General features: G+C 71.3%; 13 protein-coding genes. 6 read left to right on the plus strand and 7 right to left on the minus strand.

Translation table 11 applies throughout. The features are described from left to right. Nucleotides 1-161 precede the first annotated feature (161 nt). The 4 genes from ABZV94_RS02220 to ABZV94_RS02235 all read left to right on the plus strand — a co-directional run bounded on the left by ABZV94_RS02220 (nt 162) and on the right by ABZV94_RS02235 (nt 2,454). Nucleotides 162-695, plus strand: a complete 534-nt coding sequence (locus tag ABZV94_RS02220; protein WP_356336260.1) for a nuclear transport factor 2 family protein — start codon at nt 162-164, stop codon at nt 693-695. Nucleotides 696-924: 229 nt separating this feature from the next. After that, entirely contained in the window at nt 925-1,284 is a 360-nt protein-coding gene (folB, locus tag ABZV94_RS02225; protein ID WP_030651455.1) for a dihydroneopterin aldolase, read from the plus strand. Continuing rightward, nucleotides 1,281-1,892, plus strand: coding sequence for a 2-amino-4-hydroxy-6-hydroxymethyldihydropteridine diphosphokinase (gene folK, locus ABZV94_RS02230; RefSeq protein WP_356336262.1), 612 nt, complete (start codon nt 1,281-1,283; stop codon nt 1,890-1,892). The genes folB and folK overlap by 4 nt, the downstream gene beginning before the upstream one ends. A 73-nt stretch (nt 1,893-1,965) precedes the next feature. Beyond that, nucleotides 1,966-2,454, plus strand: a complete 489-nt coding sequence (locus tag ABZV94_RS02235) for a DUF3180 domain-containing protein (RefSeq protein WP_356336264.1) — start codon at nt 1,966-1,968, stop codon at nt 2,452-2,454. Nucleotides 2,455-2,500: 46 nt separating this feature from the next. On the opposite strand, the gene folE is transcribed toward ABZV94_RS02235, so the two are convergent. The 6 genes from folE to dacB all read right to left on the minus strand — a co-directional run bounded on the left by folE (nt 2,501) and on the right by dacB (nt 10,250). Beyond that, nucleotides 2,501-3,106 carry a GTP cyclohydrolase I FolE gene (folE, locus tag ABZV94_RS02240; protein WP_356336266.1) on the minus strand — a complete coding sequence of 202 codons (606 nt, stop codon included), beginning with the start codon at nt 3,104-3,106 and terminating at the stop codon, nt 2,501-2,503. A 132-nt stretch (nt 3,107-3,238) separates the two neighbouring features. After that, nucleotides 3,239-5,278, minus strand: a complete 2,040-nt coding sequence (gene ftsH / locus ABZV94_RS02245) for an ATP-dependent zinc metalloprotease FtsH (RefSeq protein WP_356336541.1) — start codon at nt 5,276-5,278, stop codon at nt 3,239-3,241. A gap of 195 nt (nt 5,279-5,473) precedes the next feature. Further along, nucleotides 5,474-6,034 (minus strand): hypoxanthine phosphoribosyltransferase, encoded by a 561-nt coding sequence (gene hpt / locus ABZV94_RS02250; protein WP_030342680.1) that lies wholly within the window; start codon nt 6,032-6,034, stop codon nt 5,474-5,476. A 111-nt stretch (nt 6,035-6,145) separates the two neighbouring features. Then, entirely contained in the window at nt 6,146-7,204 is a 1,059-nt protein-coding gene (tilS, locus tag ABZV94_RS02255) for a tRNA lysidine(34) synthetase TilS (RefSeq protein WP_356336268.1), read from the minus strand. A gap of 191 nt (nt 7,205-7,395) precedes the next feature. Then, nucleotides 7,396-8,496, minus strand: coding sequence for a zinc-dependent metalloprotease (locus ABZV94_RS02260; protein WP_356336543.1), 1,101 nt, complete (start codon nt 8,494-8,496; stop codon nt 7,396-7,398). A 209-nt stretch (nt 8,497-8,705) separates the two neighbouring features. Next, a complete protein-coding gene (gene dacB, locus ABZV94_RS02265; RefSeq protein WP_356336270.1) occupies nt 8,706-10,250 on the minus strand; it encodes a D-alanyl-D-alanine carboxypeptidase/D-alanyl-D-alanine-endopeptidase in 1,545 nt (514 codons plus the stop codon). Between the two features lie 124 nt (nt 10,251-10,374). Here dacB and ABZV94_RS02270 point away from each other — a divergent pair, with 124 nt between their 5' ends. Continuing rightward, nucleotides 10,375-10,866: an inorganic diphosphatase gene (locus ABZV94_RS02270; protein WP_029381130.1), complete on the plus strand. Its 492-nt coding sequence runs from the start codon at nt 10,375-10,377 to the stop codon at nt 10,864-10,866. 133 nt (nt 10,867-10,999) lie between these two features. Continuing rightward, entirely contained in the window at nt 11,000-12,652 is a 1,653-nt protein-coding gene (locus tag ABZV94_RS02275; RefSeq protein WP_356336272.1) for a threonine/serine exporter family protein, read from the plus strand. A gap of 28 nt (nt 12,653-12,680) precedes the next feature. Here the strand turns inward: ABZV94_RS02275 and ABZV94_RS02280 are convergent, their stop codons facing one another. Next, nucleotides 12,681-13,628 (minus strand): VTT domain-containing protein, encoded by a 948-nt coding sequence (locus ABZV94_RS02280; RefSeq protein WP_356336274.1) that lies wholly within the window; start codon nt 13,626-13,628, stop codon nt 12,681-12,683. Nucleotides 13,629-13,822 lie beyond the last annotated feature (194 nt).

Genomic DNA, 13,822 nt, shown 5'->3' on the forward strand with positions numbered 1-13,822 from the left:
CCCGTCTCCGCGCTCGCCGCGCACGCCGGCGCGTGGGCGGTGCGCGTGCACGAGGTACGCGCCACGGCGGACGCGGTCCGGGTGGCACGGGCCGTGGAGGAGGCGCGCGGCGCGGCGAGCGCGCCCGGCACCGACGGCGAGCGCGGCTCGGAAGGAGAGCGGTGAGCGCCCCCCACACGGACGTCGAGCAGGTGGAGGCCGCCAACACCGCCTTCTACGAGGCACTCGAACGCGGGGACTTCGAGGAGGTCTCCTCCCTCTGGCTGACCCCCGCCGACCTGGGCGTCGACGAGACCTACCACGACCCCGCGGACAGCGGCGTCATCTCCTGCGTCCACCCCGGCTGGCCGGTGCTCACCGGCCGCGGCGAGGTCCTCAGGTCGTACGCGCTGATCATGGCCAACACCGACTACATCCAGTTCTTCCTCACCGATGTGCACGTCTCCGTGACCGGCGACACCGCGCTCGTGACCTGCACGGAGAACATCCTCAGCGGCGGTCCCGCGCCCGAGGAGGGCGCGGAACTGGGCCCGCTCGTCGGCCAGCTCGTCGTCGCCACCAACGTGTTCCGGCGCACCCCCTCGGGCTGGAAGCTCTGGTCGCACCACGCCTCCCCCGTGCTGGCCGAGACGGACGAGGACGACGACGACACCCACGCCAACGGCGTGAACCCCGACGACGAGCCCCTGGCCTGACCCGGAGAAGTGGTTGGAATCACCTACCCCGGGGTAGGAGCGGCTACCAGCCCATGACAGGGCCGGGTTCCCCAGGGGAAACGGCCGGTGAACCCTCCGGGCACCGGCCCGTGCCCACGCCCCGGTGGCCCGGCTCTGTCAGAGCTCGCAGGTAGATTCGTCTGAGGCCGGTGTGCCGCCCGCACGCGACACGGGCCGGTCGTTCCCGACGATTGCAGGAGTGATTCGCGTGGATCGTGTCGCGCTGCGCGGCCTCAAGGCCCGCGGGCACCACGGTGTGTTCCCCAAGGAGCGCGAGGAGGGCCAGACCTTCATCGTGGACCTCGTCCTCGGCCTGGACACCCGGCCGGCCGCGGCCGACGACGACCTGACGAAGACCGTGCACTACGGCATCGTGGCCGAGGAGGTCGTGGCCGTGGTCGAGGGCGAGCCGGTGAACCTCATCGAGACCCTCGCCGAACGGATCGCCCGGACCTGCCTGAAGCACGAAGGGGTCGAGGAGGTCGAGGTCTGCGTCCACAAGCCGGACGCCCCGATCACCGTCCCGTTCGACGACGTGACCGTCACCATCACCCGGAGCCGAGTATGACCCGCCCGTTCCACCAGGGTCACAGCGACCCGACCGTCCAGCCGGTGCCCGCCTCGGTCGTCGAGCAGGTCGACGCCGCCGACACGACGCTGAGCAACCCCAAGTGGGCCGTGCTCTCCATCGGCTCCAACCTGGGCAACCGCCTGGAGACCCTCCAGGGGGCCGTCGACGCCCTGGAGGACACCCCGGGTGTCCGGGTCAAGGCCGTCTCCCCGGTGTACGAGACCGAGCCGTGGGGCGTGGAGCCCGGCAGCCAGCCGTCGTACTTCAACGCGGTCGTGGTCCTCAAGACGACCCTGCCCCCGTCGTCCCTGCTGGAGCGGGCGCACGCCGTCGAGGAGGCCTTCCACCGCGTCCGTGACGAGCGCTGGGGCCCGCGCACGCTCGACGTCGACATCGTCGCCTACGCCGGCGTCACCTCGGACGACCCGCGGCTCACCCTCCCCCACCCGCGCGCCCACGAGCGCGCCTTCGTGCTCGCGCCCTGGCACGACGTCGACCCGCAGGCGCAGCTCCCCGGCCGCGGCACGGTGGCCGACCTGCTGTCCGCCGTCACCCGTGAGGGTGTCGCGCCCCGCGCGGACCTGGAACTCCGGCTGCCCGAGTAGTCGTTAAGGTCGAGACGGGTCAAGACCAACACGACCACCGTCCGGGATGGTCCGGGGGAACTGAAGGGACACCGTGAGAGAGCTGCGCATCAGGGTGCTGGCGGGCGTGTTCGTCATGGCCGGCATCCTGTCCTGGGCGGGCGCCCGCCTCTGGAACTCGATCGGGACCCTTCCCAGCGTCCCCCTGGCCGCCCCCGTCGTCCTCGCGCTGATCGCGGTGGTGCTGCTCTCGACGGCGCTGTCGCTGCGCGCCCGTCTCCGGGCCCAGCGCGAGCGCCGGCCCGGCGCGAAGGGCGTCGACCCGCTGATGGCCGCCCGGGCGGTCGTCTTCGGCCAGGCCAGCGCCCTGGTGGCCGCGCTGGTCGCCGGCATGTACGGCGGCACGGGCGTCTTCCTGCTGGAGCTGCTGGACATCCCGGCCCGCCGCGACCAGGCGATCTACGCCGGTTTCTCGGTCCTGACCGGCCTCGCCGTGATAGCCGCCGCCATCTTCCTGGAGCGGGTCTGCAAGCTCCCCGAGGACGACGACCAGGACCACACGGGCGCGGAGCCGGTGGCCTGACCGCCGGGCCCCGCCCGGCGCGCTCAGCGGCTCGTCAGCGGCTCGTTCAGCGCGCCATGATGAGGCTCATCGCCTCGTTGCGGGTGGCGGCGTCCCGCAGCTGACCGCGCACGGCGGACGTTATGGTCTTCGCGCCCGGCTTGCGGATACCGCGCATGGACATGCACATGTGCTCGCACTCGACGACCACGATGACGCCCCGCGGCTCCAGGATCTCCATCAGGGAGTCCGCGATCTGCGTGGTGAGACGTTCCTGCACCTGCGGCCGGCGGGCGTAGACGTCCACCAGGCGGGCCAGCTTGGACAGGCCGGTGATCTTGCCGGTCTCGGACGGGATGTAGCCGACGTGGGCGACGCCCCGGAACGGCACCAGATGATGCTCGCAGGTCGAGTAGACCTCGATGTCCTTCACCAGGACCATCTCGTCGTGCCCCAGGTCGAACGTCGTCGTCAGGACGTCCTCCGGCTGCTGCCACAGACCGGCGAAGATCTCCTTGTAGGCACGCGCGACCCGGGCCGGTGTCTCCCGCAGGCCCTCGCGGTCCGGGTCCTCGCCGACCGCGATCAGCAGCTCCCGTACGGCGTTCTCGGCGCGCTTCTCGTCGAACTCGCCGATGGGCCCCTCGCCGTCCAGCGTCACCGGGTCGGTCATCTGGTTCCTCGTTCCTGTGCCTTGCACGCGGGTGTGCCTCGCGTTCCGTCCGCGGACATGCGAAATGCCGCGCCCCCAGGCTAGAACCTGGGGGACGCGGCATCCATTCCGGCCCTCACGGCCGGAAGGGGGTCAGCTCTCGGAGCGGTCCTCCGGGGTCTGCTCCGTCACCGGGGCGGACTCCGCGGCGGTGGACTTCGCCGTGCTGATCGCCGCCGTCGCGCCGTTCGCACCGTTGGTCAGCGCCAGCTCCTTCGGGGAGAGCACCGGCGGGCGGGTGGACGGGGTACGGCGGGAGGAGCCGGTCCAGGCGGGCCGCGGCGGGCGCTTGACGACCGGGGCGAAGATCTCGGCGATCTCCTCCTTGCCCAGGGTCTCCTTCTCCAGCAGCTGGAGGACGAGGTTGTCGAGCACGTCGCGGTTCTCGACCAGGATCTCCCAGGCCTCGTTGTGCGCGGTCTCGATGAGCTTCTTGACCTCTTCGTCCACCAGTGCGGCGACCTCTTCCGAGTAGTCGCGCTGGTGAGCCATCTCACGCCCCAGGAACGGCTCGGAGTTGTCGCCTCCGAACTTGATCGCGCCGAGGCGCTCGGTCATGCCGTACTGGGTGACCATCGCGCGGGCCAGGTTGGTGGCCTTCTCGATGTCGTTCGCGGCGCCCGTGGTCGGGTCGTGGAAGACCAGTTCCTCGGCCGCCCGGCCGCCCAGCATGTAGGCGAGCTGGTCGAGCATCTCGTTGCGCGTGGTCGAGTACTTGTCCTCGTCCGGCAGCACCATCGTGTAACCGAGGGCACGGCCACGGGACAGGATCGTGATCTTGTGGACCGGGTCGGAGTTCGGCGAGGCCGCCGCGACCAGGGCGTGACCGCCCTCGTGGTACGCGGTGATCTTCTTCTCCTTGTCCGACATGATCCGGGTCCGCTTCTGCGGGCCCGCGACCACGCGGTCGATCGCCTCGTCCAGCGCCTTGTTGTCGATCAGCTTCTGGTCGCCGCGGGCGGTGAGCAGCGCGGCCTCGTTCAGCACGTTGGCGAGGTCGGCACCGGTCATGCCCGGGGTGCGGCGGGCCACGGCGGACAGGTCGACGTCGGGCGCGACCGGCTTGCCCTTCTGATGGACCTTGAGGATCTCCAGGCGGCCCTGCAGGTCCGGCGGGTCGACCGCGATCTGCCGGTCGAAGCGGCCGGGGCGCAGCAGCGCCGGGTCGAGGATGTCCGGGCGGTTCGTGGCGGCGATCAGGATCACACCGCCCTTGACGTCGAAGCCGTCCATCTCGACGAGCAGCTGGTTCAGGGTCTGCTCGCGCTCGTCGTGACCGCCGCCGAGACCGGCGCCGCGGTGACGGCCGACCGCGTCGATCTCGTCCACGAAGACGATCGCCGGGGCGTTCGCCTTGGCCTGCTCGAACAGGTCACGGACCCGGGAGGCACCGACACCGACGAACATCTCCACGAAGTCCGAGCCGGAGATCGAGTAGAAGGGGACGCCCGCCTCGCCGGCGACGGCGCGCGCGAGCAGGGTCTTGCCGGTACCCGGGCGGCCGTAGAGCAGCACACCCTTGGGGATCTTGGCGCCGACGGCCTGGAACTTCGCCGGTTCCTGGAGGAACTCCTTGATCTCCTGGAGCTCCTCGACGGCCTCGTCGCAGCCGGCGACGTCGGCGAAGGTCGTCTTCGGGGTGTCCTTGGTGATGAGCTTCGCCTTGGACTTGCCGAAGTTCATGACCCGGGAGCCGCCGCCCTGCATCTGATTCATCAGGAACAGGAAGACGACCACGATCAGAACGAAGGGCAGCAGGGAGAGCAGGACGCCGACGAACGGGTTCTGCTTGGACGGCGAGACCGTGTAGCCGTCCGGAATCTGCTTGTCCTGGTACTTGGTCTGCAGCGTGCCGGCGATGGTCACGCCCTGGTCGCCGATGTAGCTCGCCTGGATCTTCGAGCTGCCCTCGACCTTGAAACCGTCCTTGAGCGTGACCTTGATGCTCTGCTCGTCACCGGTGGTGAGCTTGGCCGACTCGACCCTGTTGTCGTTGATCGCTGCCACGACCTGGCCGGTGTCCACCGTCTTGTAGCCGCCGGACGAGCCGACGACCTGCATCAACACGACCACGGCAAGGACGGCCAGCACGATCCACATGACCGGCCCACGGAAGTATCGCTTCACGTCCATCCATACGGAGCGGTGCCGCCCCGTCCCTCCTGCCATAGTGAGTTTGATAAGACAGTTCTTCTGACGGTACCCCAGCATTGTTGCCCGAAGCCGCACGGAGCCGTTTCGACGGCTGGGAAACCCGTCTCTGCATCCTTCAACGGCGCGGAACCCGTCGGGGTTCCCGATCGTCCTACCGGGCTTGGGCCGACTGGCTCAGCCGCCGTAGACGTGGGGCGCGAGCGTACCGACGAACGGCAGGTTCCGGTACTTCTCGGCGTAGTCGAGGCCGTAGCCCACGACGAACTCGTTCGGGATGTCGAAGCCGACCCACTCCACGTCGATGGCGACCTTCGCGGCGTCCGGCTTGCGCAGCAGCGTGCACACCTTCAGGGAGGCGGGCTCCCGGGAGCCGAGGTTGTTGATCAGCCAGGACAGGGTGAGGCCGGAGTCGATGATGTCCTCGACGATCAGGACGTGCCGGCCCTTGATGTCGGTGTCGAGGTCCTTGAGGATCCGCACGACACCGGAGGACTGGGTGCCCGCGCCGTACGAGGACACGGCCATCCAGTCCATGGTGACGGGGGTGGACAGCGCCCGGGCCAGGTCCGCCATGACCATCACCGCGCCCTTGAGGACGCCGACGATGAGCAGGTCCTTGCCCGCGTACTCCGCGTCGATCTTCGCGGCCAGCTCGGCCAGCTTCGCGTCGATCTCTTCCTTGGTGATGAGCACCTGCTGGAGGTCGGCACCCATGTCTTTCGCGTCCACCCGCATCACTTTCGGTCGTCCCGCACTTACGGCCGCGAGCGCGGCCACCGGCTCCGGCCGCACGCACGGCCTCCGGCTGCCCGGCCCGCCGGAGGGTCGCTCCAGGAGGGTCGGGATTCAGCCTTGCCGAATCACCAGTCTGCCACCCTGCCGCTGGGCGACGACCCTGCCCGGGAGATTGATGGCTCCCTGGCCGCGCCAGCCGGTGATCAGGCGGTCGACTTCCTCGATGTGGCGGGCGAACAGCGCACCGGCCGGGGCACCGGCCTCGATGGCGGCGCGGCGCAGGATCCGGCGGCGCACGGCGGGCGGGAGGGCGTACAGCTTGGCGCACTCCAGCAGGCCGGCGGCGTCCCGTACGGAGGCCTCGGCCTGGCGGGCCCAGGCGTCCAGGGCGTCGGCGTCGTCGCGGGAGAGCTGGGCGGTGCGGGCGAGCGCCTCGACGACGCCCTTGCCGAGGGCCTTCTCCAGGGCGGGCAGGCCCTCGTGCCGGAGCCGGGAGCGGGTGTAGGCGGGGTCGGCGTTGTGCGGGTCGTCCCAGACGGGCAGCGACTGGACCATGCAGGCCTTGCGGGCGGTCTGCCGGTCGAGCTGCAGGAAGGGCCGCCGGTAACGGCCGCCGGCCCCCGAGACCGCGGCCATGCCGGACAGGGAGCGGATGCCGGAGCCGCGGGCGAGGCCCAGCAGGACGGTTTCGGCCTGGTCGTCCCGGGTGTGGCCGAGCAGGACCGCGGCGGCGCCGTGGCGTTCGGCGGCGGCGTCCAGGGCGGCGTAGCGGGCGTCGCGGGCGGCGGCTTCGGGGCCGCCCTCGCGGCCGACGGTGACGGCGACGGACTCGACCGGATCGAGTCCGAGTCCCCGCAGGCGCAGGACGACCTCGTCGGCGCGGAGGTCGGAGCCGGGCTGGAGGCCGTGGTCGACGGTGACCCCGCCGGCCCGGACGCCGAGCTTGGGTGCCTCGAAGGCGAGGGCGGAGGCGAGGGCCATGGAGTCGGCGCCGCCGGAGCACGCGACGAGGACGAGCGGGGAGGGGGGCCGCTCGGCCGTCCGGTCCGGGCGCGCGCCGGCCGGCTGCGGGGCCGGGTGCGCGGGGAGGGCCTGGTGGTCGTTCAGGATGTCGTGGAGGACGCGGCGAACCGCCAGGCGTATCGCCGCGACCGCAGGATGGGGACCCATGTCCGGTTCCCTTCATGAAGTTTTCGGGGGGTGAGCCCGGGACGGTCACTCAGAGTGTGTAGATGGTGACAGAAGCGGGCCGTTCCCCGAGCATTGCACGCCTACGCATGGCCCACGGTCCCTCGGACGGGTGATTGGAGGGGCGTTCGCCTGCCGTCGGCCGGATTCCTTTCACGACCTCCCCGCGCCGTTCACGACTCGGCCTTGCGGTGCACCCGCGCGACCCAGTCCGCCGGTTTGGCGATCTCCGCCTTGGTGGGAAGGGTGTTGGGCGAGGTCCAGACGCGGTTGAACCCGTCGACGCCGACCTGTTCGACCACGGCGCGTACGAACCGTTCGCCGTCCCGGTACTGCCTCAGCTTGGCGTCCAGGCCGAGCAGCTTGCGCAGGGCCATGTCCAGGCGGGAGGCGCCCTTCGCCCGGCGCTGCTGGAACTTCTCGCGGATCTCCGCGACGGTCGGCACGACGCTCGGACCGACGCCGTCCATCACGTAGTCGGCGTGCCCCTCCAGCAGGGACATGACGGCGGTGAGGCGGCCGAGGATCTCCCGCTGGGCGGGGGTCTGCACCAGCTCCACGAAGGAGCGTCCGCCGTCCTCCTCCTCGCCCTCGGGACGGCCGCCGACCAGGGACTGGGCCGCGTCCCGGATGCGCTCCAGGAAGGTCATCGGGTCGACGTCGGTCTCCGCCAAGAACGACTGGATTTCGCCCTCCAGGTGGTCCCGCAGCCAGGGCACGGCGGTGAACTGCGTGCGGTGGGTCTCCTCGTGCAGGCACACCCACAGGCGGAAGTCGTGCGGCTCGACGTCGAGTTCCCGCTCCACGTGGACGATGTTGGGCGCGACGAGCAGCAGCCGGCCGCCGCCGTTCTCGCCGGCCGGGAGGTCGCGGCCGGCGGGGGCGAAGGTCTCGTACTGGCCGAGGACGCGGGAGGAGAGGAACGACAGGAGCATGCCGAGTTCGACGCCGGTGACCTTGCCGCCGACGGCGCCGAGGACCGCGCTGCCCGGGTTGTTGCCGCGACGTTCCTGCATCTTCTCCAGGAGCGGCCTGAGGATCTCGCGGAAGCCGGCGACGTTGGCGCGGACCCAGCCGGGGCGGTCGACGACGAGGACGGGGGTGTCGTGGGTCTCCTCGGTGCCCATACGAGTGAAGCCCCGGACGTGCCCCTCCGAGGCCTTGGCGTGCCGGCGCAGCTCCGCGACGACGGCCCTGGCCTCGTCGCGGCTGACGTCGGGGCCGGGGCGTACGAGGCGGGTCGCGGTCGCCACCGCGAGGTTCCAGTCGACCATCCCGGGAGATGCGGTGCCACCGAAGCCAGTCATGTTGTCAACCGTACGTGAGCGGCCCCATTTCGGGCAGGCCGTGTGGATGCAGACAGGGCCGACCGCGCATTCCGGTCACCCCGGCCGCGCGGCTCGGCGGGGGCGGCAGGCACCGCCGGTACCGCAGGCACGGCCGGTGCGGCGTGGCGGTGTCGGCGGGCGGTGGGTCCCGGTGGTCAGCCCGCCAGGGCTGTCGCCGCCTTGTCCAGGGCCGACTGGGCGTCCAGGGGGTTCGTCGTGTCCGCGGCCAGGAAGGCGAAGGCCAGGAGGTGGCCGGCCTTGTCGACGACCGTGCCCGCGAGGGTGTTCACGCCGGTCAGGGTGCCCGTCTTGGCGCGTACGAGGCCGGACGCGCCGTCGGCGTAGCGGTTGCTCAGGGTGCCCGTGAAGCCGGCCACGGGCAGGCCGGTGAGGACCGGGCGCAGGCCGGGACGGCCGGGGTCGCCCGCCTTGGCGAGGAGGGCGGTGAGGAGGTCGGCCGTGAGCCGGTCGTCGCGGTTCAGGCCGCTGCCGTCGTGGAAGGCGGCGCCGGCCATCGGCAGGCCGAGCTTGCGCAGCTGGATGGCGATGGCCTTCGCGCCGCCGCCGAAGTCGGCGGGCTGGCCGCTCGCCAGGGCGGTGTGCCGGGCGAGGGCCTCCGCGATGTCGTTGTCGCTGTTGGTCAGCATGCGCTCCACCAGGTGCGACAGCGGCGGCGAGGAGACGGTGGCGAGGGTCTCCGCGCGCGTGCTGGCCTTGGAGGGGCCGGGGGCCGTGGTGGTGATGCCGGCGTCCTTCAGGAAGCCCGCGAACCGGGCGGCCGCGTCCGCCGCCGGGTCGCCCACGCGGGGCGCCGGGCCGGCGGTGGAGGCGTCGGTGCGGCCCTCGTCGACGGTCAGGGCGCTGATCGGGGCGAGGTTGTCGTTGACGCCGATGGGGTGCAGGGCGGGGCCGGTGAACAGGGTGGTGTCGTACGAAAGGGTGATCTTGTGGATGCCGCGCTCGTCCAGTGCCTTCGCGGTGTCCGCCGCCAGGGTCCGCAGGCCGGCCCAGCCGCCGGTCCGGGCGTGCGCGGTGAGGGTGGGGTCGCCGCCGCCGACCAGGACGAGTTCCCGGGTGTCGGGTTCGAGGGCGGTCCGGGTGGTGAGGCGGTGGTCGGGGCCGAGGGCGGACAGGGCGGCGACGGCGGTGGCGATCTTCGTGGTGGAGGCGGGGGTGAGGGCCTTGCCGGAGTCGGCGCCGTAGAGGCGTTCGCCGGTCGTCACGTCGACGACGGCCGCCGCGTGGCTGCGGCCGAGCGCGGGCGCGTCGAGGAGGGGTGTCAGGACGTCCGAGAGCGCCTTGGCGTCCGGGGAGGTCTCCTTGGTGCCGACGGCGCCCGTGGCGCTGCCGAGGCCCGTCAGCACCGGTGCGGCGCTCGGCGCGGGCCGGGGCGCCTTCGCGGCCGTACCGGAGCGGCCGTGATCTGCGCCACCTGACCGCTCCAGTGCGGCGGCGCGGTCCCGCTCGGCCGTACGCTGACCGTTGGCGTCCCAGGGACCGGCCGCGGTCACCACGCCGGCGGCCAGTGCCAGGCCGGCGGTGGCGGCGCCCGCGGTGTACTGCCAGGTCCTGACGGTCCGCGGACGGGGGAGGTGCACAGGCCTGACGCGCACGGCCTCCGTCAGCCGCGCGATCCGCGGCCGGGCGGCCGTCACGGCGCGCGCAAGACCCGGTCGTACGGCGGCCACGATCCGCGCCACGCGCGGTCTCGCGGCTCGCCAAGGCCTCAGCTCTGGCACGACCACCAGCCCCTTTCGCGATCACACACCTGCGTGAGGGACACTTAACCACCAGAACTATGTGCTGATCATGGAGGAGCCACCGGTGGAGTTCGACGTCACGATCGAGATCCCGAAGGGTTCGCGGAACAAGTACGAGGTGGACCACGAGACCGGTCGGATCCGCCTGGACCGTCGTCTCTTCACCTCGACCGCCTACCCGACCGACTACGGCTTCGTCGAGAACACCCTCGGCGAGGACGGCGACCCGCTGGACGCGCTGGTCATCCTGGACGAGCCGACCTTCCCGGGCTGCCTCATCCGGTGCCGCGCGATCGGCATGTTCCGCATGACCGACGAGGCGGGCGGCGACGACAAGCTGCTGTGCGTCCCGGCCACCGACCCGCGCGTGGAGCACCTGCGGGACATCCACCACGTGTCGGAGTTCGACCGCCTGGAGATCCAGCACTTCTTCGAGGTCTACAAGGACCTGGAGCCCGGCAAGTCGGTCGAGGGCGCCAACTGGGTGGGCCGCACGGACGCCGAGGCGGAGATCGAGCGGTCGTACAAGCGCTTCAAGGAGCAGGGCGGCCACTGAGCCCCCTCTCGCGCGAACGGGCCGCACGCGCACGCGTGCGGCCCGTTTCGCATGTCGGCACACGTGCGGCCGGTCGGGGTACGTGTGCGCATACTGATGCTTACGGCAGGTGTGGTTCAGGGAGCGGTGCGAGGTGACGGAGGCGGAGGACCGCAAGCCCCGGTCGGACGAGGCGCGGTACGACCCGGAGATCACGTCCGAGTTCGCCATTCCCGAGGGCCTCGACGTGCCCAGGGGCAGCGAGTCGGAGACGACCTCCGAGTTCGCCGTGCCGGAGGGGCTTCAGACGCCGCAGCCGCCGAGTGCCGAGCCGGAGGGTTCGGCGTTCGGCACGCCGAGCACCTACAGCGCGAAGACCGCGCCGGCCGAGTTCACCCCGGCCACCGGGGTGCCGCTGGTCAGCCTGGTCAAGGACGCGCCCTGGCAGGACCGGATGCGCACGATGCTGCGCATGCCGGTGGCCGAGCGGCCGGCGCCGGAGCCGGTGCAGCGGGTGGAGGAGGGCGGTCCGGCCGTCCCGCGTGTGCTGGACCTGACCCTGCGCATCGGGGAGCTGCTGCTGGCCGGCGGTGAGGGCGCCGAGGACGTGGAGGCCGCGATGTTCGCGGTGTGCCGGTCCTACGGCCTGGACCGGTGCGAGCCGAACGTCACCTTCACGCTGCTGTCCATCTCGCACCAGCCGTCCCTGGTGGAGGACCCGGTGACGGCGTCCCGGACGGTACGGCGGCGCGGCACCGACTACACGCGGCTGGCGGCCGTCTTCCGGCTGGTGGACGACCTGACCGACCCGGAGACCCATGTCTCCCTGGAGGAGGCCTACCGGCGCCTGGCGGAGATCCGCCGCAACCGGCACCCGTACCCCGGCTGGGCGCTGACCCTGGCGAGCGGGCTGCTGGCCGGTGCGGCTTCCGTGCTGGTCGGCGGTGACCCGATCGTGTTCCTGGCGGCGGCCGTCGGCGCGATGCTCGGCGACCGGCTGGCGTGGCTGTGCGCGGGGCGCGGGCTGCCGGAGTTCTACCAGTTCACGGTGGCCGCGATGCCGCCCGCCGCGATCGGGGTGGCGCTGACGCTGGCGCACGTGGACGTGAAGGCGTCGGCGGTGATCACCGGTGGGCTGTTCGCGCTGCTGCCCGGACGGGCGCTGGTGGCGGGGGTGCAGGACGGGCTGACGGGCTTCTACATCACCGCGTCGGCCCGGCTGCTGGAGGTCATGTACTTCTTCGTCGGGATCGTCACCGGGGTGCTGACCGTCCTGTACTTCGGCGTGAAGATCGGCGGCAAGCTGAATCCGGACGCCCAGCTGGGCATCTCCGAACGGCCGCTGATCCAGATCGCGGCCTCGATGCTGCTGTCGCTGACCTTCGCGGTCCTGCTCCAGCAGGAACGGTCCACCGTGCTCTGGGTGACCCTCAACGGGGGGGTGGCCTGGTCCGTGTACGGCGCGATGCACTATGCGGGCGACATCTCGCCGGTGGCCTCCACGGCCGTGGCGGCGGGCCTCGTGGGGCTGTTCGGGCAGCTGCTGTCCCGGTACCGGTTCGCCTCGGCGCTGCCGTACACGACGGCGGCGATCGGGCCGCTGCTGCCCGGTTCGGCGACGTACTTCGGGCTGCTGTCCATGGCGCAGAACCAGGTGGACAAGGGGCTGGTGTCGCTGGCCAAGGCCGCGTCGCTGGCAATGGCCATCGCGATCGGGGTGAACCTGGGGTCGGAGGTCTTCCGGCTGTTCCTGCGGATCGGCTCCGCCGGGAAGCGCCGGGCCGCCAAGCGGACGCGCGGGTTCTGAGTCTCTCCGTCCCCGCGCCCCGCCGCGGTCAGTGGTTGCGGTGGTCGTACGGGTACTGGTTCGGGTCGTACTGCTGCTGCGGGTACTGCTGCCGGCCGTAGTACTGCTCGTCGTAGCCCTGGTTGTCGTAGCCCTGGCCGTCGTAGGCCTGGCTGTCGTAGCCCTGGTTCCAGTCCTGCTGCTGGGGTTGAGGCTGCTGGGGCTGCTGGTACGGCTGCTCGTACTGCGGGGGGTACGGCTGCTCGGGCTCGATGCGCCGCAGGCGGGTCGTGGCGTCGTCCATGACCGGGGGGTGCTGGTACTGCGGCTGCTGGTGGGCCGGCTGCAACGGGGGCTCGGGGCGGGTCTGTGCCGCCTTCTTGTTCTTGCCGCGCGCCCGCAGGTACTCGATCGCGATCGGGATGACCGAGACGAGGACGATCAGGATCAGGATCGCCTCGATGTTCTTCTTGACGAAGTCGATGTTGCCGAGCCAGGAGCCGAGCAGGGTGACGCCCGCGCCCCACAGGACGCCGCCGATGACGTTGAAGATCAGGAACGAGCGGTACTTCATGCCGCTGACGCCCGCGATGATCGGCGTGAACGTGCGCACGATCGGCACGAAGCGGGCCAGGACCAGGGACTTCGGGCCGTACTTCTCGAAGAACTCGTGCGCCTTGGCGACGTTCTCCTGCTTGAACAGGCGGGAGTCCGGTCGGTTGAACAGGGACGGGCCGACCTTCTTGCCGAACATGTAGCCCGCCTGGTCGCCGAGGACGGCGGCGAGGCAGATGAGGGCGATCGCGCCCCACAGCGGGAAGTCGAGCTGGTCCGACGTGATCAGCAGACCGCAGGTGAACAGCAGCGAGTCACCCGGCAGGAAGAAGCCGATGAGCAGGCCGGACTCGGCGAAGACGATGAGCAGCAGACCCCAGATGCTGTACGTGGAGAGCAGATAGTTGGGATCCAGCCAGCTCGGGCCGAGGGCGAGTGTCATAACGGGTCCGGCTCCTGAGAGGTGAAGGCGGCTGCGGCGGCTGAACGTCGATCGTGCGCCGTACAAAACTATCAACGTGAGCGGACCGCCCCGGGTTCCACCGCGTCGCCGGGTGGTGCCCGGGCCCGGGGTCCTGCCCCGGGCCCGGCCCCGGGCATGAGGACACGCCGCCGGGACGCCAGCACGTCAGGACG

This window comes from Streptomyces sp. NPDC004658, from assembly GCF_040609555.1.
GTDB lineage: Bacteria > Actinomycetota > Actinomycetes > Streptomycetales > Streptomycetaceae > Streptomyces.